The sequence below is a fragment of the Levilactobacillus wangkuiensis genome (assembly GCF_016861605.1).
GTDB classification, from domain to species: domain Bacteria; phylum Bacillota; class Bacilli; order Lactobacillales; family Lactobacillaceae; genus Levilactobacillus; species Levilactobacillus wangkuiensis.
This window is the reverse complement of record NZ_BOLM01000004.1, coordinates 18,803-41,925: the sequence shown is the minus strand read 5'-3', so window position 1 is coordinate 41,925 and position 23,123 is coordinate 18,803. Positions and strand designations below refer to the sequence as shown.

At 53.1% G+C, this 23,123-nt stretch carries 22 protein-coding genes; 12 read left to right on the top strand and 10 right to left on the bottom strand.

The annotated features are described in order from the left end of the window. Positions 1–11: 11 nt before the first annotated feature. The 4 genes from JUF13_RS03730 (at position 12) to JUF13_RS14400 (ending at position 4,551) form a co-directional block, all read left to right on the top strand. Positions 12–719 (top strand): VIT1/CCC1 transporter family protein, encoded by a 708-nt coding sequence (locus JUF13_RS03730; protein ID WP_203637786.1) that lies wholly within the window; start codon positions 12–14, stop codon positions 717–719. A gap of 545 nt (positions 720–1,264) precedes the next feature. Beyond that, a complete protein-coding gene (locus tag JUF13_RS03725) occupies positions 1,265–2,854 on the top strand; it encodes an APC family permease (RefSeq protein WP_373301396.1) in 1,590 nt (529 codons plus the stop codon). A 347-nt stretch (positions 2,855–3,201) separates the two neighbouring features. After that, complete coding sequence (locus JUF13_RS03720) at positions 3,202–3,486, top strand: hypothetical protein (RefSeq protein ID WP_203637785.1); 285 nt, start codon at positions 3,202–3,204, stop codon at positions 3,484–3,486. A 267-nt stretch (positions 3,487–3,753) separates the two neighbouring features. Next, on the top strand, positions 3,754–4,551 hold the full coding sequence (locus JUF13_RS14400) for a hypothetical protein (protein ID WP_225893632.1): 798 nt from the start codon (positions 3,754–3,756) through the stop codon (positions 4,549–4,551). A gap of 48 nt (positions 4,552–4,599) precedes the next feature. On the opposite strand, the gene JUF13_RS03710 is transcribed toward JUF13_RS14400, so the two are convergent. After that, positions 4,600–5,049, bottom strand: a complete 450-nt coding sequence (locus tag JUF13_RS03710; RefSeq protein WP_203637784.1) for a GNAT family N-acetyltransferase — start codon at positions 5,047–5,049, stop codon at positions 4,600–4,602. Positions 5,050–5,338: 289 nt separating this feature from the next. On the opposite strand from JUF13_RS03710, the gene JUF13_RS03705 reads away from it, so the two are divergent. Next, complete coding sequence (locus JUF13_RS03705; protein WP_203637783.1) at positions 5,339–6,385, top strand: lactonase family protein; 1,047 nt, start codon at positions 5,339–5,341, stop codon at positions 6,383–6,385. An 839-nt stretch (positions 6,386–7,224) separates the two neighbouring features. Here the strand turns inward: JUF13_RS03705 and JUF13_RS03700 are convergent. The 3 genes from JUF13_RS03700 to JUF13_RS03690 are packed head-to-tail and all read right to left on the bottom strand — an operon-like array spanning position 7,225 to position 11,188. Further along, positions 7,225–8,139 carry a sce7725 family protein gene (locus JUF13_RS03700; RefSeq protein WP_203637782.1) on the bottom strand — a complete coding sequence of 305 codons (915 nt, stop codon included), beginning with the start codon at positions 8,137–8,139 and terminating at the stop codon, positions 7,225–7,227. Continuing rightward, entirely contained in the window at positions 8,136–8,828 is a 693-nt protein-coding gene (locus JUF13_RS03695; protein ID WP_203637781.1) for a hypothetical protein, read from the bottom strand. Before JUF13_RS03695 ends, JUF13_RS03700 begins: the two co-directional genes overlap by 4 nt. Next, positions 8,825–11,188: an ATP-dependent DNA helicase gene (locus JUF13_RS03690; RefSeq protein WP_203637780.1), complete on the bottom strand. Its 2,364-nt coding sequence runs from the start codon at positions 11,186–11,188 to the stop codon at positions 8,825–8,827. Before JUF13_RS03690 ends, JUF13_RS03695 begins: the two co-directional genes overlap by 4 nt. A 209-nt stretch (positions 11,189–11,397) precedes the next feature. Between JUF13_RS03690 and JUF13_RS03685 the strand changes: the two genes are divergently transcribed. Together JUF13_RS03685 and JUF13_RS03680 are read left to right on the top strand one after the other, a co-directional pair. Continuing rightward, on the top strand, positions 11,398–11,661 hold the full coding sequence (locus tag JUF13_RS03685; RefSeq protein ID WP_203637779.1) for an HPr family phosphocarrier protein: 264 nt from the start codon (positions 11,398–11,400) through the stop codon (positions 11,659–11,661). Between the two features lie 961 nt (positions 11,662–12,622). Next, positions 12,623–12,826 carry a hypothetical protein gene (locus tag JUF13_RS03680; protein WP_203637778.1) on the top strand — a complete coding sequence of 68 codons (204 nt, stop codon included), beginning with the start codon at positions 12,623–12,625 and terminating at the stop codon, positions 12,824–12,826. A 60-nt stretch (positions 12,827–12,886) separates the two neighbouring features. Here the strand turns inward: JUF13_RS03680 and JUF13_RS03675 are convergent, their stop codons facing one another. Further along, positions 12,887–13,237 carry a hypothetical protein gene (locus JUF13_RS03675; protein WP_203637777.1) on the bottom strand — a complete coding sequence of 117 codons (351 nt, stop codon included), beginning with the start codon at positions 13,235–13,237 and terminating at the stop codon, positions 12,887–12,889. Between the two features lie 286 nt (positions 13,238–13,523). Between JUF13_RS03675 and JUF13_RS03670 the strand changes: the two genes are divergently transcribed. From JUF13_RS03670 to JUF13_RS03650, 5 genes are all read left to right on the top strand, one after another. After that, positions 13,524–14,417, top strand: a complete 894-nt coding sequence (locus JUF13_RS03670) for a phosphate ABC transporter substrate-binding protein PstS family protein (RefSeq protein WP_203637776.1) — start codon at positions 13,524–13,526, stop codon at positions 14,415–14,417. A 180-nt stretch (positions 14,418–14,597) separates the two neighbouring features. Continuing rightward, positions 14,598–15,452 carry a phosphate ABC transporter permease subunit PstC gene (gene pstC / locus JUF13_RS03665; RefSeq protein WP_225893636.1) on the top strand — a complete coding sequence of 285 codons (855 nt, stop codon included), beginning with the start codon at positions 14,598–14,600 and terminating at the stop codon, positions 15,450–15,452. Then, positions 15,442–16,329 (top strand): phosphate ABC transporter permease PstA, encoded by an 888-nt coding sequence (pstA, locus tag JUF13_RS03660; protein ID WP_125763335.1) that lies wholly within the window; start codon positions 15,442–15,444, stop codon positions 16,327–16,329. Before pstC ends, pstA begins: the two co-directional genes overlap by 11 nt. Before the next feature lie 12 nt (positions 16,330–16,341). Next, positions 16,342–17,145: a phosphate ABC transporter ATP-binding protein PstB gene (gene pstB, locus JUF13_RS03655; RefSeq protein ID WP_125763333.1), complete on the top strand. Its 804-nt coding sequence runs from the start codon at positions 16,342–16,344 to the stop codon at positions 17,143–17,145. A 111-nt stretch (positions 17,146–17,256) separates the two neighbouring features. After that, positions 17,257–18,084 (top strand): hypothetical protein, encoded by an 828-nt coding sequence (locus tag JUF13_RS03650; RefSeq protein ID WP_203637774.1) that lies wholly within the window; start codon positions 17,257–17,259, stop codon positions 18,082–18,084. Between the two features lie 144 nt (positions 18,085–18,228). Here the strand turns inward: JUF13_RS03650 and JUF13_RS03645 are convergent, their stop codons facing one another. From JUF13_RS03645 to JUF13_RS03625, 5 genes are all read right to left on the bottom strand, one after another. Next, entirely contained in the window at positions 18,229–19,299 is a 1,071-nt protein-coding gene (locus JUF13_RS03645; RefSeq protein WP_203637773.1) for an ABC transporter substrate-binding protein, read from the bottom strand. Further along, on the bottom strand, positions 19,296–20,099 hold the full coding sequence (locus tag JUF13_RS03640) for an ABC transporter permease (protein WP_203637772.1): 804 nt from the start codon (positions 20,097–20,099) through the stop codon (positions 19,296–19,298). Before JUF13_RS03640 ends, JUF13_RS03645 begins: the two co-directional genes overlap by 4 nt. Then, positions 20,096–20,911: an ABC transporter permease gene (locus tag JUF13_RS03635; RefSeq protein ID WP_225893633.1), complete on the bottom strand. Its 816-nt coding sequence runs from the start codon at positions 20,909–20,911 to the stop codon at positions 20,096–20,098. The genes JUF13_RS03640 and JUF13_RS03635 overlap by 4 nt, the downstream gene beginning before the upstream one ends. Beyond that, positions 20,898–22,007 (bottom strand): ABC transporter ATP-binding protein, encoded by a 1,110-nt coding sequence (locus JUF13_RS03630; protein ID WP_203637770.1) that lies wholly within the window; start codon positions 22,005–22,007, stop codon positions 20,898–20,900. Before JUF13_RS03630 ends, JUF13_RS03635 begins: the two co-directional genes overlap by 14 nt. A 208-nt stretch (positions 22,008–22,215) precedes the next feature. After that, complete coding sequence (locus JUF13_RS03625) at positions 22,216–22,962, bottom strand: alpha/beta hydrolase (protein ID WP_203637769.1); 747 nt, start codon at positions 22,960–22,962, stop codon at positions 22,216–22,218. Positions 22,963–23,123: the final 161 nt, after the last annotated feature.

The window sequence follows — 23,123 nt, the reverse complement described above, 5'->3', positions numbered from 1 at the left end:
GGTTACACACAATGGTTGCGAATCAAGAATTGAAAACGAAGAAGCAAAAGAAACAGCTGACCATGGATGAAAAATTAAACACCTTACGGGCCGGCGTCTTGGGTTCAAACGACGGGATTCTGACCGTCGTTGGGGTACTGTTCAGTGTGGCGGCAGCGACGACGAACCAGTTCACCATTTTTATCGCCGGGTTGTCGGACCTGTTGGCGTGTGCGTTTTCCATGGCGTCCGGCGAATACGCCTCAGTCAGCACGCAAAAGGATACGGAAAAGGCCGCAGTTGCCAAGGAAGCAGCACTGTTAAAATCAAACTACAACGATCAGCAGGCGGCCGTGCAACAGTTTTATGAAGACCGTGGCGTGTCCGCTGAAACGTCGCTGGCGATTGCCCAAGACTTAATGGCCAAGGACGCGCTGAAGACGGTGGTCAACGTGAAGGATGACATCCAACTGGGCCATTACATGAACCCGTGGGACGCCGCATTCTCCTCATTGTTCGCGGCTAGCCTGGGGGGCATCTTCCCCTTGGCAGCCATGACCCTGTTCCCGGCAGCGACGCAGTGGCCCGCAACCATCGTGGCCGTGCTGATTTCGGTGACGTTGACCGGGTTCCTGAGCGCTAAGCTGGGGCATGGGCTGGTTAAGACGGCTATTATTCGGAATTTAATCGTGGGGATCATCACGATGTTTATCCACTACTACGTCGGCCAATTCTTCTAAATGGGTTGAACTGGCGTGGTTTCATCGCCTCCGGGCTGGTGAAAATGGGCCGTGGCGCTGTGGGCGCACGTCCGAAGCCTGAGGTGCGGTCTTCGGACTTACTTTGAGCCGAAGAACACGTCTCAAAGATAGCAGTTGCCTAAGCGGGAAACCCGCTAAGGCAACTCCCACGGCTGAGCCCATTTTCACCAGCCCTGCGGCTGACACGGGTTTAACCCATTAGCTGATTGGTCGCGTGACACTAGCTGGTTTAAGCGGGAAATGTATTGATTGATTCTATTATTAGACAGCTATTTTACTGATAACTTAACGACAGGCAGCGCGACTATCCTTTGGGAAACGTCCGCTGCCTGTTTTGTTTTTGTTGGGCAATGAGATATGGGTCAGCGCCTTCTAAGCAAAGACTTTGCACTTTCTTATTGCATTGCCAGATAGCAAGTGTAAAATTAGTCGAACATATCAAAATTAGTTTTGGGGGTTGGTCAGTCTGACCGGCTACCTAGCACTGTTTTGCGTGATTATTTTTTGAAAGTGAGGAATTTGGCTTGAAGCGCAAGATGAGTTTGTTTTCGCTAGTCATGTTAACGCTGAGTGCCATCATTGGCTCGGGTTGGCTGTTTGGCGCGGGGATGGCCGCCCAGATTGCCGGTCCGGCCGCAGTTTTATCATGGATTTTAGGGGCCGTGGTCATTGGCCTGATTGCCCTGAATTATATCGAGTTGGGGACTATGTTTCCGACCAGCGGGGGGATGAGCCAGTACGCGGCCTTCTCCCACGGGCCCTTGTTGGGGTTCGTTGCCGGATGGGCGAACTGGTTATCGCTCTTAACCATTATCCCGATTGAGGCCGTTGCGGCCGTACAGTACATGGCGTCCTGGCCGTGGTCATGGGCCAACTGGACCCGGGGATTTTTAAAAAATGGCAATATCACCAATGAAGGGTTAGTCATTGTCTTTTTGTTCATCCTAGCCTTTACGTTGTTAAACTTTTGGTCAGTCAAATTACTGACACGTTTTACCAGTTTTATTTCAATTTTTAAATTACTGATTCCCACGCTGACGATTATCGTGTTGATTTGGACCGGGTTTGATCCCCACAATTTCAGCCAGACAGCGGGCTTTATGCCAGGTGGTAGTGCGTCGATTTTCTCGGCCACGACCGCCGCGGGGATTATTTTCTCCTACAATGCCTTTCAAACGACGATTAATATGGGCAATGAAATCGAGCATCCGGAGCGCAACATTCTCTGGGGCATCGTGATTGCCTTTGGGATTAGCACCGTCATCTACACGATGCTGCAGGTGGCCTTCATTGGCGCCGTGCCCGCTGGCAACCTGGCGCACGGGTGGCAGGGGGTCAACTTCCAGTCACCATTCGCCGACCTGGCCATTCTCTTGAATCTGGGCTGGCTGTCGACGTTGCTGTACCTGGACGCCTTCGTCTCGCCATTTGGGACCGGGGTCTCGTTCGTGGCCACCACGAGTCGGGCGCTGGCCGCGATGACGGGCACCAAGCACATGCCGACGCGGTTGGGTGAAATTAATCGGAAATATCAAACGCCACGGCGGGCGATGATTGTCGACATGTTCCTGGGTGTCGTGCTGGTCGCAGGCTTCCGGAACTGGAGTGCCTTATCAAATGTCATCTCCACGTCCACGTTGATTGCTTATTTAACGGGACCGGTCACGGTGGCAGCGCTGCGGCATCAGGGCAAGAAGTTTGTCCGGCCATTTCGCCTGCGAGGCCTGCATTGGTGGGCACCGCTGGCTTACATTTTAGCCAGCCTGGCGATCTACTGGGCCAAGTGGCCGACGACGATTGAGGTCTTCGGCGTGATTGCGTTGGGCCTGGTGTTCTACGTCTACTATGAAGTGCGGCAACCGGCTGGCTGGCGCGCGTTACGGGCGAGTCTCAAAGGGAGCCGCTGGTTGTTGGCCGAAATGATTTGGCTGACAGTGATGTCGTTGGTTGGGAGCCATGAGTTTGGCGGTGTTGGCTGGTTGCCATATCCGCTGGACTTTGTGGTGGTGGCGTTGGGAAGCCTGGGGTGTTACTACCTGGGCGTGCACGACGCTTATTACAGCGAGTCGTTCAGCATCGCCGAAGAGCTAAACCAGCGCGTCACCGAGGATTAAACGGATGTAGTCATCGCCTCCGGACTGGTGAAAATGGGCCTGGTCGCGTCCGTTCCCGTCGGCGCGCTCAAGGCGCCCTGCTGTGGGGCCGGTTCCAGCCAAAGGGCGGGCTTCCACCTCAACTTTGAGCCTGAGAAGCGGTCTCAAAGGTTGTCCCATGCTCTAAGCTGAGTGAGAAACCTCAGCTAAGACCATCGACACAGCTGGTCACCTTGGCTCGCCTCTGGTCACTTCCACGACCGGCCCAGTTTTCCCAGTCCTGCGGCTAACATCGGTTTAATCCAGTGAGTTGCATGCCCATTGCTCTGGTGGGAGTTTAGATTGAATCTGTGTGAGAGGGAGTACTCATGAAGCTAAAAATGAAATCAATTATGGCATTACATGTCTCGCAGAAAGCTAAAGCTATAAAAGCATTCGGAGTAAAAACATTGGATCAAAATCGAATAGCTTCGGCTAGATTGTTATTTGTTACTAGAGAACAGAAACGAATGGAGGACCAATCTACGTTCACACGGTCGCAGTCTAACGTACGTCCTGAAATCCAAAAAGAAATTGATGATGTTGTTAATGAAACTGAAAGGTTAACAACCACTCACAATCAGGAAGATCTTTTCAAGTCTTTAGGTATTTAATTTCAACCTTCAGCTCGTAAATTTAAGAATGACTGAGCGGAGCCTTGCCAATAGGTAGGGCTCTTTTATTATTGGAAATTTCATCGAATTATTTTGCTCTCACACTCGACAACAGCTTACGATGGAAGCTTATAAGAATCGTTTCTGACCTCGGTGCTACCTCTTTGCTTACGGGGTTTACTTAATTTTGCGCAACGATTGAAAAAATCCAGTAGACTTTAACTCGTTTCCCACCTAAACTAAAAGAAGAATCGGGGAGGTTTGAACATGAAACAATTTGTTAAAGGAATCATTGCGTTAGGCGTCGGTATTAGTTTGGTCGGCGGCTTGGGGACGGTTACGGCTTCGGCCAAGTCTCAATATTCCGCCAGTCGGTCCAAGTCCGTTCGGTTGGTTTGGCGTGCTAGTATGAAGCGGCACGCGCTGACCGCCGTAAAGGGTAGTCGGTACTCCAAACATTTAGGCACCTGGTATGGGTACAACAGCAGTCTACCGGATGTGACGTGGTACACGAATGCCCATGAAAAGCTGTACGACGTGGCTACCGGGAAGTACTTAATTTACTATCACGTGAACAGCGCCGATGGTCAGCACGGTGGGTGGATCTGGCGTGGCTACTTGAAGTCCGCGGCCAGCACGCCCGCAGCGGCAACGACGGCGACGATGAACTGGGCAACGGCTACCAAGACGGCCGGGCTCCAACCAGCCGACATCAATTTGATGAAGTTGTTCCCGCACGCGGCCTACGACGGTGACCTGATGGCCGCGGTCAATCAAGTCTTTGCCTCAGCGGACAATCAGCCCATTTTAACGGAGCAGATCACAAGTTCCCAAGATGACTTTGATCAGCTGTTGACCGCCAATAATGCTAGCTACAGTGCCCTTTACCTGGTGCGGTTCCATGTGAGTGACCCGACCAACGCGGCCGCGGTCAAGCAGGCGGTGGATGCGCAGCTGACTGCCCAACAGCAAAAGGACCTGCAACGGTGGCAGATTGCCGGTAAGATTGGCACGCCAACCGGCACCACTGGTGGCACGGGATTATTAGTTTTTGCCTCGAAATAAGAAAAAAGCCCATTTCGCGCAGAAATGGGCTTTTGTTTACACTTAATTTTAGCGGCGGAACGTCCAGCGCCACTGGCCGTCCGTTTGCACGAAGCCAGCAGCGGCCAGCACGGCGTCGTCTAGTTTGCCGGCGCTGGTCAGGGTCATGTCCGTCAGTTGAAGTTCTTCGTGACCGAAATGAACCAGTCGGTCAACAATTTCCTGTTGTTCGTTGACGGGCACGCGCTTGCCGTTGAAGCCAATTTTACCGGTATGAGCGGTCAGGTCGAGGTCACTGAAGCCGCCCCAGGCAATGAGTTTGTGGGTCCGGCGCCGTTCGATGCCCCAGGTGAGCGCGGAACGGTCCATGGTGTCGTGCATGGTGGCGTTGACCCAGTCGGCGGTGGCCCCCAGGTCATTAGTGGTGAGATCCGCCACATTTTTTAACTTGAATTGGGTGAGCCAGTCGAAACGAAATAGCGGTGTCAAAAGGGGATGATACCCTTCGAAACTAGACATGTGCGGTGAGTCCTTTCTTGGCAGTCATTCTGTAGGTACGTGCATTGGCTTAGAGAAAAGGGGTTTCGGTCAGTGTGAGCCGACCGTCAAACGGCTTATTCTTTAAGCGGGTGGTTACATTACATCATACTAATCTCAGAGGATGGTTGCAACTAAGTTTCGGAGATATTTGGTAACCACTAGGGTGACTGACGCACGCTTCCGTCCCGTAAAATGACTTCACCGGCCTTTACTAGCCAGCTGTGCTATACTTAAGAGTGATATTGGCAAGTTGAAAGGGGCAGCACACATGACGGAAGATTTTTACATTGGAACTTATACCAAGCGCATTAGTCGTGGGATTTACCGGGTAACCGTAGACACCGCAGCGCCTAAGTTAATGGACTGCGAATGGTTAGCATCAGCTGGGAGCCCGACTTACATCGCAAAGGCTGCAGCTAAGCGCCTGTACGTCATCAACAAAAAAGAAACGGATGGCACGACCCACGGTGGGTTGATCATCTATGATGTATCTGAAGAAAAGCCACGGGCCATTCAACAGGTCTTGGAATTGGGTGCCTCACCAGCCTACGTGTCGGTTGATGAAGCGCGGCAGTTGGTCTACACGGCCAATTACCATACGGCTGCTGTGACGGTTTACGCCATCGCCGCTGATGGGACGTTGAAGGAAACGGATAAGGTCGTTGACCAGGATCCCGTTGGCCCAGCGCCTGAACAAGCTGACGGTCCCCATCCCCACTTCGCTGACCTGACGCCGGACAACCGCTTAGTCGTTTGTGACTTAGGGTCCGACAAGGTTTACGTTTATGACGTTTCTGATGATGGCAAATTATCTCCCGTCAGTCAACTCGACATGCCAGCTGGCTACGGCCCACGGCACATCGTCTTTGATGACAAAAAGGGTGTCGCTTACCTCGTTGGTGAATTAAGCAGCAACGTGGCCACGTTAAGCTACGACGCCGCCACCGGCAAGCTGGCTGTGAAGAGTATCATCTCCACGATTCCAGCCGACTGGACCACGCACAACGGTGCCGCAGCCATTCGCATGAGCAAGGACGGGCGGTTCATTTACGTCTCAAACCGGGGGAACAACTCCCTGGCTGTCTTCGCCACCGCTGATGATGGCACGTTGACGCTGGTTCAACGGATCTCCACGGAAGGTGACTTCCCACGGGACTTCAACTGGACGTCAGACCAAAGCTTATTGCTGGTCGTTAACCAAAACTCCGATAACGCTTCGTTGTTCAGTCGCGACGCCGAGAGTGGGAAGTTAACGTTGGCCCAAAAGGACTTCATGGTCCCAGAAGGTGTCAGCGTCTTACCAGCTAAATTCTAAATAATTAAACGGATAGCGCTTGGAAAATTTTTCCCAGGCGCTATTTTTATGTCTTTTGACTGTTGAAAATTGAGCCGGAACGCGGTGGCCGAAAGTGGCGTTCCCGGCGGCAGATTCAACCTTCCCTGCTATGGGGTCGGTTCCAGCCGAAGGGCGGGCTTCCACCTCAACTTTGAGCCTGAAAAGCGGTCTCAAAGGTTGCCCCGTGGGCTAGGCTGGGGAAATTCTCCCCAGCCTAGCCCACCGACACAGCTGGGAAAGTTGATCTGCCTCTGGTCACTGACATTGTCCTCGCGGGTTCATTTTACCAATCCTGCGGCTGACGTGGATTTTCCATGCAACTAAGCGATTCGTTGGCAATGTTCTACTGTGGTATGAATTTTTCTACATTAATGTGGAAGCGTGCTTTAACGATTGGCAGACGGGTCATGTTTCACAAATTAAAAATGAGGTCGTCACTAACGTTGTGCAGTGTTACTAATTTTCACGGTCTGACGGCTGGTAGCGGGTCTCTCACGCAAACTAGTGATGTGTTAAGGATGCGATTTGTTGTGAGCAATTTCCACTAGCATAGGGGGATGTTAACTATTCGTGGCCTGGTCTGATTTCGCAAATCAAGAAATAGCTGGACAGTATTAGTGACCAGAGGCGGATCAACCTGGACAGCTGTGTCGGTGGTCTTAACTGAGTGGTTTTCTCGGTTTAGAGCACGGGACGACCTGGGAGACTGGTGGCTTTCCAGGCTTTCAGGCGAGGTGTAGGACCGCTTCACAGGCCGAAACCGTTCCCCACAGCAGATCAGGTTGAATCCGCCGCCGGGAACGGCAATCTCGACAACCTTATTCTGGATAGTGTGCTTTAAAGTAAGTGGCCATAGTTTGTAGATGGTGCTCCAGGCTGAGGCGCTTCACCACGCCCAGTCCGGGGAAATGTTGCGTGGCATGGTAGTCCGCCAGGGCCAGAGCCGCCGGTGTTTGGACATCCGGGTGGTCTGGCAACCAGGCGGCCAGCTTGGCAACGGCCTGGAAAAATTTCTCCTTGGGATGGCGGAAGTCTTCGCGGTCATCGGAAACGAAGCGGTGGATGCGCAATTGGTCACCCTGAAAGTAGGTGAGGTGCAGGGTGACGGCGCGGGCCGGGTAGCCGTGCTCGCTGTAATGGGCGCCACCAATCGTGTAGTCACTGACGCCGTGATAGCTGTCGAGGGTGGCGAGCACCCAGTCGTCACTGAAGAAGCCATCGGTGATGTCGGCGTAACTGCGCTCGTGCTCCGGAATCCAGGCATGGTCAAAGAGACTGACGGTGGGCCGGGTGATGAGCTGGCGAATCCGTGCTTCAGGCGGTACTAGCAGGTAGCTCGGGTCGTTGAGCCAGCCAGCATGTTGGGCGGCAACCAGTTCATCGTATTGGCGACCGACCAGCAACGTCCGGTGTTCCGCGGCTGGTTGAAGACTCGCGGGGATGATGGTGGGCGTCAGAATATGGCCGACGATTAACTGGGGATTATCCGCGTAGGGCCGCCAATCGTGGAGCTTTTGTTGGGTCAAGGCGTAGTCACTGACGGTCGGATTGGCGATCACCACTAGCGGTTGGTCGTGTTCGACGAAGGCCGCCACGGTCTGGGGCAAAGCCCGGATGTCCCGGACAGGTTCGATAATCGGGATGATGTTCGGTGGCAGAATGTGTTGTTGGGCAATATTTTTCAGGGCCAAAAGGTCGAATTGCCGCCCGCGAAAGTAAGGGAAATAAATCATGGCCGCTGCTCCTTTAACTCTTGCTGGAGGTCGTGCCGTTCTAAGTTTAGGGCATCGATTTCGCTCTGAAGGGCCGTGACCGCCGTCGACTGCGTATCCTCGATGAACTGATCATAGAAGTTGGCATCCGGATCGTAGATATCATAATGTTGATGGCGTTTCTTCAATTCCTGGTAGAGCCGGTCGGTTGAATATTGTTTGAGACCGGTCGCCATCTGTTTGGCCTTGCCGACCTCCCGTGCCTGCGAGGCGATGAAGCGGGTCGTCAGTTCCGAGGCGGAGACTTGCAGGTCCTGATGACGCGGCGGCCGGGCCACGGTCAGGTAGCCCGGGGTGCTGGGTGCTTCGGTTGCGGTCGCTAGCATTTCCGCATCGAAGGGCCGGTAAATCAGGACGCCGATGCGGGGTGGAATCTCGTCTTGAACCGTTTGGTAGAGCTTGAGCGGCAGGACGAAATAGTTGTAGTGGCCGACGAAGGAGAGCTTGGCCTTCGAGTGAAAGTCACTCTTGGTGACCTTCAGCTCATAGCAGCGCCACTCGATGGATTTATCGGACATCTCCTGGTAGCTCAGGGTGTCCACAATCCCAGCGTCGTCGGGCATGGTGACCTCTTCGACCGCAAACGCGCCAGCTTCTCGGCAGTAGGCGTAGAGGGTCGCTTCCATTTCTAAAGTGAGTTTGGTTTTCATTGGGGCACCTCCTGATGCCAGAAATTTTCAATCGCGGGACTGAGCTGTTCGGGCCGATAAATTCGGCGGAAATGTTGCCAGTGGCGTGGATACAGGTTGGTGTAGCGGGGGCTGGCGAACCGTTGATCCATCAGTAAAATAACCCCCACGTCCTTCGACCCGCGAATCAACCGGCCGGCCGCCTGGAACACGTTGTTCAAGCCGGGGAGCTGGTAGGCGTAGGCAAAGCCACGGTGGGAGCGCTCGTCAAAGTAGTCGCGCAACAGGTTGGTCTCCGGATTGAGTCCGGGCAAGCCGACACTAACGATGCCAACGCCAATCAAGCGGTCGGCCTTCAAGTCGATACCCTCGGAGAAAATGCCACCGAGCAGGGCAAAGCCGACCAGCGTTTCACTGGGATTGGCCGTGAAGCTGGCGAGAAAGGCCGTCCGATTAGCCTCGGCCATTTGCGATTCCTGGCAGACGGTTTTGACGTGCGGGTAGGCCAGATGAAAGGCCTGGCTGACGTCGAGTAGATAACTATAGGAAGGCAAAAAAATTAGATAGTTGCCGGTCTTGCCATCAATCAAATTTTTAATCGCCAGTAAGATGTTGGCGAGATTGGCGTTACGCTGCTTGTAAGTCGTTTGAATGTAGGTCGTGACTAGAATTTCTTGGTGCGCGGGTTCAAACGGGGAGTCGAGCTGGTAGGCCAGACTGTCCTGGTCGCCGCCCAATACGTTTTGGTAGTAGTCCATGGGCGACAGGGTGGCCGAGAAGAGCACGGCGCCGTGGCCCAGCGCGAGGCTGTCGGCGAGAAAGGCGCTGGGGTCCAGGCACAACTCCTTGAGCATGATATTGCCGTTGTCCAGCTCGAGGCGCATGCGGTAGGTGTCGTCATAGTACTCGCCGATGCGCTGGTAGCTGATGGCGGCGAAGTAGTAGTCGAGGATGGCCTGGGTGAAGGGCGTCTGGGGCTGGTCGACCAACCAGTCGTGAATGGCCTCCACCAAGCGGCTAAGGTCGTGGTCGAAGTTTTCCGGCGGCATCAAAAAGGTACTGTCGGTTTGGCCGTCGTCAATCAATGGTTGGGCAATGTCACTAAAGGTAGCACGCAGGTCTTGGAGCCGCCGTCGCAGCTTGGGCGTGGCTTGTGCCAGGTCCCGACTGGTTTCGATTAAGCGGTCCAGCGGCTGGCTATTGATTTCCGCTGAGTACATATCGCGGGATCGACTGACCAGGTTGTGGGCTTCGTCGATCAGGAAAAAGTTATCGGGGTCTTCGGTCGCAAAGAAGCGCTGAAGGTGGACTTGCGGGTCGAAGAGGTAGTTGTAATCGCCGATGATGATATCACAAAAGAGGCTCGCATCCAGCTGAAATTCAAACGGGTCCAGCGTATGTTTGCGCGCGTATTCTTCGATGACCGGGCGGGTGAGCTGGTCATTATGTTGAATGAGGTCCAGTAAGGCCGGCTTCAACCGGTCGTAATAGCCCAGCATATAAGGGTTCTCGTCGGGCTGGAGGTCGGCCTCCTCGGGAAACTTGATCTTATCCTTGGCCGTCAGGGTGATGCTCTTGAGCTTCAGTCCCTGACTGGCCATCAGGTCGACGGCTTCCTCGGCCACCCGCCGCGTGCTCTGCTTGGCGGTGAGGTAGAAGATGCGTTGAATCACGCCCTCGCCAATCGCCTTGATGGTCGGGAACAGCGTGGAAATGGTCTTCCCGGTCCCAGTTGGGGCCTCGGCGAAGAGGCGTTTGCTGGTCAGAATGGTCTTGTAGACGGCCACGGCGAGCTCGCGTTGCCCCGGTCGGTACTGACCAAAGGGGAAGGTCAGCGCCTGAATGGTGGGGTCCCGTCGTTCACGCAGGTCCGAGCGGAATTTAAGCCAGGTAATGTATTCCGTAATGACCTGGTTAAAGAAGGCCGCGGCCGCTTCACGCGTGATGATTTGGTCCGTTTGGGTAGTCGTTTCCGTGTTGGTCTGAAAGTAGGTCAGGGTCAATGTGACCTGATCTAAATTAGATTCCTTTTCCATTAAAAGGTAAGCATAAATTTTCACCTGCGCCCAGTAGAGGGTCAGGGTGTTGTCGCTCAGCTGGTCAAAGACGGTTTCAGACGTCTTGATTTCCTCGATGCTGGCGGCGTCTTCGGTCAGGGTGACCCCGTCGGCCCGGCCGTGAAGCAGGTAGTCGTCGCCGTTTAGGGTCAGTTCTTTATCGAGGTAGTATTCCTTTTGATAATTTTCACCGCGTTGTTTTTGTAGACGACGGTGGATCTGTGCGCCCAGTAAGGCCGTGTTTTGGCTGCCGGAAGTGGCACTGAGGTCGCCGGTACGGAGCGTGAACTCCACTAATTCCCGGACGCCAAGTTTGGTGGTCATGCCGCCATCGCCTCCATTTCTGGCAATATCATACCACACTTTGCCCCGGGTTTGAACGCGTGTTCGGAAAGTCGTGAACCAAAATGCCATGTGATTTTTCCTAGAGCAGCGGCTGTAGGAAGGGTTCGGTCAGTGACTTTGTGAAAAATGGGAAAAGGTATTGGCAAAGACTATGTAATCGCTTACAATTAATTCAGAGGTGATTACAGATGAAAACAATCGGATTCCCATTATACCAAGAAATGCCCGCAACTGACGAAAGTGCCGCGCTCCAGAAAATTTGTCAGCGTTACACAGGAACGGCGACGATTCGGGTGCGCAACACGGACCTGAATCCCAAACGAGCCCAGGAGGTCGCGGAGCTTTCGAAGCATGGGGGTGACTTTGTGCAGGTGGTGACGGATGGTCCAGACGAAGCCCAATTAGCCGCCGCCATTCATCAGCAATTAGCCAAAGACAAGTATTGTTATTAAACGCCAAGTCAGTCGTTGTCAGCGCCTTACCGGGCGGCGAAAATAACATGGAACGCTGGGGCGGACGGTCGAAGCCAGAGAGCGGTCTTCGACCTCGCTTTGAGCCGTAGGCCACGTCTCAAAGACGCCAATGCCCTAAGCAGCTAAGAACACTACCAAGGGCATTCCCACAGCTGACGTTATTTTCGCCGCCCTCACGGCTTACACGGTGGTTGTGAGAACCAGTTGTGTTGCCAATTGCTTCACGACAGTCGTCAGGTTGTTCTTGATGGCGGGCTCAAGAGTCCCTGCTGTGGGGCCCGCTTCCAGCCTGAGGGGCGGTCTTCCAGTTCGCCTTTAAGCCTGGAAAACCACCAGTCTCAAAGGACGTCCCATGCTCTAAACTGAGAAAGTTCACTCAGTTAAGACCATCGACACAGCTGGGACTCTTGGCCCGCCTCTGGTCGCTTACATTGGCGAGTTCATTTCTATGTCTGGTAGCTGATAACAATTACTATTTTTAAAATTAAAACTTTTCTGCCTCATGGCTTTTTCCGTAGTCATGGGGTTTATTTATGAACAATTGGTGTGGAAAATAGTTAGGAAGACAAACGACAAGGTCAAGTTGGAGCTGGGCTAGTGTCAGCCGCAGGGATGGTAAAAATGGCTGCTAGTGTTAGTGACCAGAGGTGGGCCAAACTGCTCAGCTGTGTCGGTGGTCTTGGCTGAGGGCCTTTCAGCCTAGAGCACGGGACGACCTTGGAAACTCGCGAACCTTAGCGAGGTTTCAAGGCGAGGCCCCAGACCGCTTCTCAGGCTGGAGCCGTTCCCCACAGCAGGGCAGTTTGAGCCCACCGTCGGGAACGATAGGTGCCGTCAATTTTTACCATCCCGGAGGCGAAAGCAAAGACTAGTTCAACTTGACGTGGCCGGGGGGATTGGCTAAGCTCGTGGTAAAGACACTAGACAAGGAGGACCTCCCGTGAACGAAGAACAAGTCGAACGACTCTGCCAGATTGCCCCCAAGTACGGGCTGACGCTGGAACATCAAGGCCTGACCATCACTAAGGTCAACGACCAGGCAACGACACTGGATACGACCGCCTACATGCCCGATCAGTTTGTTGATTTGCTGGCCAAAATCATTGCGACCAACATGAAGGCTGACCTCTGGCAGTGGAAGTAAAGCAAAATAAAAACACCTCACGAATTTTTTTCGTGGGGTGTTTTGTGTTTCAATCAGCGCTTATTCTTCTTCCCAACGGTCGAACTCGTTGGTGTGGCTGCTAAGGTAAGCCATTGCTTCTTTAGCCAAGGCGTCGCTAGCAGCGGTAAAATCGTGACTGGTGTCTTCGTCGTCAGCATCGGCTTCGTCGCGGAGAAAGCCCGCAGCGAGGTCCAGGTACTTGGTCCGTCGACCGACACCGTTGTCTTTAAATAGGCTGTCTAATTCTGAAAGATCATTCTTTGCGGCAGCTGCTACCTTTTCAGCCAAGTCGGGTTGTTTCCCTAACTTGTTGGCAGCGTAGTCCATCAAAAAGTCGTTCATATCAACGATGATGGCGTGCCGTGCGGCTTTTGCATTTTTATTTGCCACTTCTGGTCACCTCTTACCTTTAATTCTAGCCATTCTCTTGATATTACGCAATTAATCACCCGTAATTAGTTGATTAATCGTGTTTGGGGGTTAAGTATCTCAATATAAACGAATTTATAGAGATTTCGGCAACATTTACCGAAAATTTACACGATTGCGACGAAAAACATAAATTCACCACGTAGAATTGGCCTTGTAAGTTAAGGGGAGGCACCACGAAACATTTGCGACTTAGCTTACGTTGTGGTGGTTCTACTATATCTTAAAAAGACATGGAGTGACAGAGATGAATAAGGGAACAAAGTTAGCGATGGGGATTGCAACAATCAGTTTACTATTAGTGGGCTGTGGTAAGGCAACCAGTTCGACTAGCAGCAAGAGTAGCAGTAGTGAAGCACTTTCTGGCAAGGTCACGGCTGTGGGGTCAACCGCCTTACAACCACTGGCTGCCAAGGCCGGCGCCAACTTCCAAGCTAAGAACAGCAAGGTTAACTTGACCGTTCAAGGTGGGGGTTCCGGAACTGGGTTAAGCCAAGTGCAAGCTGGGGCCGTTTCAATTGGGAACTCAGATATCTTCGCTGAAGAAAAAGAAGGTATCAAGGCAGACAAATTGACTGACCACAAGGTTGCCGTTGTTGGGATGGCACCCGTTGTGAACAAAGATGCCGGCATCAAGAACTTAAAGATGGCGCAAGTAAAACAAATCTTTACTGGTAAGATTACCAACTGGAAAGAAGTTGGCGGTAAAGACCAGAAGATCGTCATCATCAACCGTGCGCAAGGTAGTGGGACGCGAGCAACCTTTGAAAATGCTGTTCTCAAGGGCGCAACCGCTGTGAAGTCACAAGAACAAGACTCTAACGGTGCCGTTCAAAAGATTGTTGCCACGACACCTGGTGCCATTAGCTACTTGGCCTTCTCATACTTCACGAACAAGTTACAAGCTGTTTCCATTGACAACGTCACGCCAACGGACAACAACGTTGAAAACAACAAGTGGAAGATCTGGTCCTACGAACACATGTACACGAAGGGCACGCCTGACAAAGCCGTTGCTGCCTTCCTGAAGTACATGGATTCCAAGACTGTTCAAGACAGTTTGGTTAAAGACATGGGCTACATCAGTATCCATGATATGAAAGTTACTAAGGACGCTAAGGGAACTGTGACCCAGAACTAAGCGCCACGAACAAATTGTCGTAGTCACATGGGTGGAGGTGCGGTCGTAGCACCTTCACTTTTTTTAAGGGGGAGTCAACAGATGGAGCAAACAAATTTTCAACTTAAGAAACAGAAATCGCAGTCCAACGACTGGTCAGCGCGCTTGCATCACGCCACGCGGGCCACACGTGAGGACTGGATGGGTAAAGGGATTAGCTACCTCTGTATTGGGGTCATCATCTTGGTGGTGGCGTCAATGCTCTGGTTTATCACGTCTAAAGGGGTTGCCACGTTTACCCAGAACCACGTTAGCCTGACCAAGTTCTTGTTTGGGACCAACTGGGCGCCTGATCAAGGTCATATTGGGGCCTTACCGATGATTGTCGGGTCCTTCGCGGTGACCTTTGCCGCTGCGATTGTGGCCACACCCTTTGCTGTTGGGACGGCCATCTTCATGACCGAAATCTCACCAAACAAGGGCCGGAAACTCTTACAACCCGTGATTGAATTGCTGGTTGGGATTCCTTCCGTTGTGTACGGGTTCATTGGCCTGGCCGTGGTGGTGCCATTCATGCGCCACGTGGTCGGCGGCTCCGGGTTCGGAATTATTTCCGCTACCTTCGTGCTGTTTGTCATGGTCCTGCCAACGATTACATCCATGACGGTCGATAGTTTACGGGCAGTGCCTCGCCACTTCAAGGAAGCTTCCTTGGCGTTGGGTGCAACCCGTTGGCAAACTGTTTCGCGGGTCATCCTGCGTTCAGCAACGCCGGGGATTTTGACGGCCGTGATCTTTGGGATGGCCCGGGCTTTCGGGGAAGCCTTAGCCGTTCAAATGGTTATCGGGAACGCGGCGATTATGCCTAAGAACTTAATTTCACCCGCTTCAACATTAACCAGTCAACTAACCACTGGTATCGGGGATACGATTGATGGGACGCTGCCAAACAACGCCTTATGGTCCTTGGCTCTGATCCTGTTACTGATGTCATTATTCTTCAACGCACTCGTGCGGGTCATTGCTAAGAGGGGGCAACTGAAACATGAACGCTAAACGAACTGATTTTTTGGCGACGGTCGTGATTAATCTAATCGTGGCGACGGTCGTGGGTATCTTGGTCTTCTTACTGGCTTACATCCTGATTTCAGGACTGCCGCACGTGAGCTGGTCATTCCTGACGGGGACGACGGATGCCTTTAGTGGTGCTGGCGGAATTGGTGTTCAGCTGTTTAACTCCTTCTATCTGTTGATTCTGACCATGTTGATTTCCGTGCCCATTTCCTTGGGCGCTGGGATTTACTTGGCAGAATACGCCAAGGACAACTGGCGGACGAGTTTAATTCGTTCGGCGATTGAAGTCCTGAGCTCACTGCCTTCCGTGGTCGTTGGGTTGTTTGGGTTCTTGCTGTTCGTGGTGAAATTTAAAATTGGCTTTTCCGTTATTTCTGGGGCCATTGCGCTGACGTTCTTCAACCTCCCGTTATTAACGCGGAACATTGAAGAGTCCTTGAGCGCCGTGTCTCGGAGTCAACGGGAAGCAGGCCTGTCATTGGGCTTATCCAAATGGAAAACGGAAATTGGCATCATCTTGCCAGTGGCCTTACCAGGAATCGTGACTGGAATCGTGTTGAGTGCTGGGCGGGTCTTCGGGGAAGCCGCTGCCTTGATTTACACGGCCGGTCAAAGTGCGCCTGTGACCAACTTTGGTGACTGGAATCCCATGGATCCAGCCAGTCCGTTGAATCCTTTCCGACCAGCGGAAACGTTGGCGGTCCACATCTGGAAGGTTAACACGGAAGGGCTAGCCAACAATGCAGCCCAACTGTCCGCTGCAGCCTCAGCTGTGTTGATCATTGCCGTTCTGTTATTCAACCTGGGTGCCCGGTTACTGGGGAACTTCCTGTACCGGCGCGTCACGGCTAGCAAATAGGGGGGAGCAGCCATGTTAAAACAATATTCATTTGAAGAAACAGCGGTGCAAACCTTTGATGATAAGACATCGCTAGCCATGAAGACTGAGAATCTACAAGTCTTCTATGGTGCCAACCACGCCATGCATGACGCCGACCTGGCCTTTCCGAAGAACCAGATCACCGCGTTGATTGGCGCTTCTGGTTCCGGGAAGTCCACGTATCTGCGGTCACTGAACCGCATGAACGATGGGATTGCCACGGTGACGGGAAAAATCTGGTACCACAATGTGGATATCAATGAACCGACCGTAAACATTTACGAGATTCGCCGGCACATCGGGATGGTCTTTCAACGGCCTAACCCCTTTGCCAAGTCGATTCGGGAAAACATTGTGTACGCGTTGCGGGCCAATGGCCTGAAGAATAAGGCAGAATTGGAAGAACGGGTCGAGAAGAGCCTGCGGGGTGCCGCACTCTGGGATGAAGTTAAGGACAGTCTTGATAAGAGTGCCCTGTCCCTCTCTGGTGGGCAACAACAACGGTTATGTATTGCCCGTTCGATTGCCATGGAACCCGACGTGCTCTTGCTCGATGAACCTTGTAGCGCGCTGGATCCCATCTCGACGGTGAAGGTGGAAGAAACGCTGTTGGAATTACAAAAGAAATACTCCATCATCATCGTGACCCACAACATGCAGCAGGCCGCACGGGTCAGCAGCCAATGTGCCTTTTTCCACCTCGGTCACGTGATGGAGTACACGCCGACCGGGACCATGTTTAGCAATCCGCAAATTCCAGTGACCCAAGATTATATCGCTGGGAGTTTCGGTTAAAGAAGTTCGTGAGTGGGTGCGGAGACGCCCATTCACGAGCTTTTTTTACTGCCGTCTTTTCTCTGGTTGGCGTATAATAAGTGCAAACCTTATTTTGGGAGGATGTTCAAGTTGATTAAAGGCAAATGGATTGTGGCGGGGCTAATCGCCGCTGGCATGTGTGGGGTCGGTACCTTGCCGGCACAGGCCAGTACCCAGTATTTGGGCGTGACCACGCATAAATTTTTAAAGACGCAACGGAAGATTGTCACCAAGAATTCGGTGAAGAAGGGGACCATTACGATTCCTAAGGGCACCGTGGTCCAGATTCAAGCCATCAGTGCTAGCAATGGCAAGACCTGGGTCGGCCTCAACATCAATCAATTGAGTTATAACATTCGCAAGACTTACAAGCTGTCGCCAACCATGACGGAATCAATCCCGGCGACAACCAAGAATTTCAAACACGTGTCAGTGCCCAAGTATCTTGGCTTCTACGCAACCCAGAAGACTTATCCGGACGGGGCTTTGCGGAACTACATGGCCGATGGCAACCTGTACAAGGGCACGAAATATCCTAAGAACGATACCAAGGCCAAGATGGCGCGGGTCCACGTGACGCCCAATGGCTACCTGGAATACTACAAGAGCAGTCCCTTCAGGGTGAACGGCGTAGATAAAAACCCCACGACTTCCATGAAGATTACCAAGACGTCGAAGTCTAAAAGCACGCTGACCCTCTATACCAAGGGTGCCGTGCCTAAGGCCATCGGGAGTAAGGTCAGCAAGAAGGGCAATTACCGCTATAAGGTAACGATTAAGCGCCTCAATCAGTTCTATGGCACGATGTTCTACAACGCCAAGTCTAAGAACGTTCTGAACTCGGTTGAAATCGCTGCGGGGTACAAGGTCGGCAAGACCCAATACTTCTTAAGCGAATCAACGATTTACCCAGGATAAAATAGTGACTCCTATATAAGTTGCATCAAAAAAACTACGACTATCTGTAAGCGTACAGATAATCGTAGTTTTTTCGAATCATTAGCAAAGCTAATATCAGCTAGTAAGTTGTCAGTCGGTGACGATGTCCGCTGACAGGCCAACCTAGTGGTGCATCTTGAATTCTAGATAACGGTCGTTGTAAAGCTCGACCTTGGCTGGCGACAAGTCGCGATAGACCTGCAGATGGTCGATGGTGGCCTGCGTGGGGTAGAACTGGCGGTCATCACGAACCGATTTGGGCAGGAGCGCCTTGGCCTTGCGATTCGGCGTGGCATAGCCAATGTATTCAGCGTTTTGCGCCGCGTTTTTGGGCTGACTCATGAAGTTGAGGAAGGCGTAGATGGCGTTGGTATGCTGGGCCGTCTTGGGGATGACCAGGTTGTCAAACCACAGATTACTGCCCTCACTTGGGACGACGTAGTGCAGGTGTTTATTGTTGGCCAGCATTTCTGCCGCCTCACCGGACCAGTCGACAGCCAGCGGCGCCTCGTTTTGCGTCATGTACATCTTGATTTCATCGGCCACGATGGCCTTCACGTTGGGCGCCAATTGATTGAGCTTGTGTTCGGCCGCCAGCAACGTTGCCGGATCCGTGGTATTCATCGACTTGTGCAGCGTCACGAGGGACATCCCCATGATATCGCGGGCCGAGTCGATCAACATGATCTTGTCGCGAAACTTCGGGGACCACAAGTCTTGCCAGTGCTGGACCTGACTGGCCTTGACAAATTTATCGTTGTAAATGATGCCCAGCGTGCCCCAGAAGTAGGGCATGGAGTAGCGATTGCCGCGGTCAAACGACTGGTTGAGAAACTGTGAATCGTAGTTCTGCCAACCGGTCAGCCGACTCTGGTCCAACGGCTTCAAGAGGTGGGCACGCTTCATCTTGGCGACCATGTATTCACTCGGCACGGCCAAATCGTAGTGAGTGCCCCCCTGATTGATCTTAGTGTACATGGCTTCGTTGTTGTCGAAGGTCTCGACGTTCACATGGTAGCCGGTTTCCTTTTGAAATTTGGTCAGTAGGCTGGGGTCAATATAATCGCCCCAATTGTACAGGTTCAGCACCTTGTCACCGGTGCTTCCACTGGACCGTTCCAGGCGATTGCTGGTGTAGCCCAGCAGGCCGCAAATGGCGAGCAGGGCCACGACCATGGTCACTAAGCGTTTCATGAAACCACCTCCCGCTTACGGTGTTTGCGTTTCTGGCTGGCCTGTTGAATCCAGTAGTAGCCGCCAACCAGCAACAGAGAAAAGAGGAACATGACGCCGGACAGCGCGTTGATTTCGAGGTTGATGCCTTGGCGGGCCCGTGAGTAAATTTCCACGGACAGCGTCGAGAAGCCGTTACCGGTGACGAAGAAGGTTACGGCGAAGTCGTCCAGCGAGTAGGTGAGCGCCATGAAGAAGCCGGCGAAGATTCCTGGTGAGATAAAGGGAATGATGACGCGCGACAGTAACTGCCGGGTCGTGGCGCCGAGGTCTTGGGCGGCATCCAGCATGGAGGTGGACATTTCGCGCAACCGGGGTAGCACCATCAGGACCACGATGGGAATCTCAAAGGCGATGTGGCTCATCAGAACGGAGCCGAAGCCCAGGGGAATCTTGAGCATCGTGAAGAAGATCAGGAAGCTGGCCCCAATGATGACATCGGGCGAGACCATCAAGACGTTGTTCAGGGTCAGCAGCGACTCGCGGGTCACGCGTTTGGTCGTCCGATTAATGCTGAGCGCGCCCAGGGTACCAATCAATGTGGCAATCAGCGAGGACAGTAGGGCCACCAGCAGCGTGTTGGCCACGATGGCCAGCATGCGGGCGTCGCTGAACAGCGTTTGGTAATGGCGCCAGGTGAAGCCGTGGTAGTTGGTCATGGTATCGCCCTGGCTGAAGGAGTAGACGATGAGAAACAGGATGGGTGCGTACAAGATAATGAAGACGAGAACTAAGTAGGTGTTGGCTAAATGGCGTTTCATCGGGGCGTCCCTCCCTTCGGCTTCTGGTCGCCGGTCAGGGTCATCACGATGATCATGGCGACGATTAAGACGACGCCAATCGTGGAGCCCATGCCCCAGTTCATGGTCGTCAGGAAGTGTTCCTCAATCGCGGTCCCCAACGTGATAACCTTGTTGCCGCCAATCAGGCGCGTCAACATGAAGAGGGAGAGCGAGGGGATGAACACGGCCTGGACGCCAGCCTTCACGCCGGGCAGCGTTAACGGGAAGATCACCCGGTGAAAGGTCTGCCAGGCGCTGGCTCCCAGGTCCTTACTGGCATTGATAAACGCCGGATTGAGGTCGTCGAGGGCGTTAAAAATTGGCAAAATCATAAACGGAATCTGAATGTAGGTTGCCACGAAAATGAAGCTGGCGTTGGTAAACAGAATTTGCTGCGGGCCAATGCCAATGAACGTTAGGAACTGATTGGCGAGGCCGGCCTGGCTGAAGATGCCGATGAAGGCGTAGGCCTTGAGCAGGATGTTGATCCAGGTCGGCAGAATCACCAGCAGAAGCCAGAACTGGCGGTGTTTTAATTGATGAAGAAAATAAGCCGTGGGGTAACTGATAAGCACCGTGAACAGCGTGATCAAGAAGGCGTACCAGACGGAGTTGAGGGTCATCTTGAGATAGGTGGCCGACTGAAAATAAGTGCCGTAGTTGGCCACCGTGAAGTGGTGACCGAGGTCAAAGAAGGATTGATAAATGATCAGGCCGACCGGGGCAATCACGAACAGTGCGAGCCACAGGCCGTAGGGGATGAAGTACAGCCACGTTTTACGGTTCGTCATGGGACTCATCCTCCGTTTCGTAGGTCTCGAGGCGCGCGTCGAATTCGGCTTCCTTTTCCCCGAACCGCATGACGTGGAGGTCCTGTGGGCGGAAGGTGATGCCAACGCTCTCGCCATCCTCGGCGGGATTGACGGAATGAATCAGCCAGTCGTTGCCCAGGCTGTCGGTGGCGGCGATTTCGTAGTAGTCGCCCCGGAACAGCTGGGTGTCGATGGTCACGGTCAGCTTGGCATTGGCCGGGTCGGTCAGCGTGAGGTCCTCGGGGCGAATCACAATTTCCACGGCCTCGTTGACCGGGATACCGGCGTCGGCACATTCAAATTGATGGCCCCCGAAGGCCACCTGGAAGTCAGCAATCATTTTACCGGGTAAGATATTGCTTTCCCCGATGAAGTCGGCGACAAAATGGTTGATGGGCTCGTCATAAATGTCGACGGGGGAGCCGCTCTGCAGGACCTCACCCTGACTCATGACGAAGATCTCATCGCTCATGGCGAGGGCTTCTTCCTGGTCATGGGTCACGAATAAAAAGGTGATGCCCAATCGTTGCTGCAGGTCGCGCAGTTCGTATTGCATTTGTCGCCGGAGCTTGGCATCCAGAGCGGACAGCGGTTCGTCCAGCAACAGGACTTGGGGTTCCATCACGATGGCGCGGGCAATGGCGATTCGCTGTTGCTGACCACCGGAGAGCGCGCTGATCTCCCGGTCGCCGTAATCGGCCAGTTGGACCAGCTTCAAGGCTTGAGCGACGCGTTCGGCAATTTCTGGTTTGGGGCGTTTTTTCAGGGTCAACCCGAAGGCCACGTTTTCCGCCACGGTCAGGTGGGGGAAAAGCGCGTAGTCTTGGAAGACCGTGTTGACGTTGCGTTTGTTGGCGGGAACGTCGTTGATGCGGTCACCCGCAAATAAGACGTCGCCGTCAGTGGCATCGGTAAAGCCGGCAATCGTCCGGAGAATCGTGGTTTTACCGCAGCCTGACGGGCCAAGCAGGGTATAGAATTTCCCGGGTTCCAGTGTCAAATTGATATTTTTTAGAATGGTATGGGTCCCGTAACGTTTGGTGACATTGCGCAAGGTAATAATCGGTTGCGTCATCAGGCTACCTCCTCTATGCTTAGAATTTTTTGACGAAATCTGGTGTAACCTAACTGATTATAGCGGGTTTTTCGGGAAAAGGGAACGAAAAAAGAAGCAGGTTGGTCATGATAATTAGGGGAGGTAATCAACGACCAGTTGGGTGATGAATCCCCTGAAAAATAGCCACAAAAAACGCGTCCAGTCGCTGACTGAGCGCGTTCGATAATCAATCTTGAATAAAGTCGGTGGCTAGCTGCAGGACCGTCTCGCGGGCGTCACCGTCTAGCCGATGACTGGCGCCGGGGATGAGGTGCAGGGTACTGTCTTGATAAACGGCGTCGTAGCGTTCGGATGCGCGGTGGGCCACAATTTGGTCGGCGTCCCCGTGAATCAGGCAGACGGGACCGGCGAAGGCCTGCGCGGTCTCATAGATAGGGAGCAGTTGGGCCGTGCGGAGGTAAAAGCCGCCTAGCGTCATGCCGTTGTCCATGGGCTGTTGGGCGGGGATGTGGTGCGGGTCGTAAGCCAAGCCACGGGTGTGCCCGGCAATGGCATCATCCTTCAGTGTGGCGGCGGGCGCCATCAACACTAATTTGTGAATCACATCGGGGTAGTAACCAGCCAGCATGCTAGCGACCACGCCACCCTGGGAGTGACCCAGCAAGTCGATCCGCTGTGGCTTGAGTCGGGTCTGAACGGCAGTCAACACGGCCTGTGCATCGGCGATTTCGTTGAGAACGGTCATGTTGGCGAAGTCGCCATCGCTGTGTCCCAGGCCGTTAAAGTCAAAGCGCACGGTACTGACACCAATTGCCCGCAAACGTTGGGCCAGTTGAACCAGTAAGGCCGTGGGCGTGTACCCGCGGTCGCTCGTGAAACCGTGCATGAGAATGGCAACCGTGCCGTTGGGCTGCGGTGCTGGTTCGTAAATGCCTGCTAAAGTTAACCCGTCACGTGTGACGTTAAATTCCATCTTGAAGACCTCCATTTTCATCCTGCTTACCTCTCTAGGATAGTCGGAAATGCCTCATTTTGCGAAACTTTTTTTAAACGCAATTTTGTTTTCACCAGTATACGCTTGTTTGGTCACTTGGTTTAGACGAAATAAGAGCGGCTAGTGGCGATAGCTTTCGT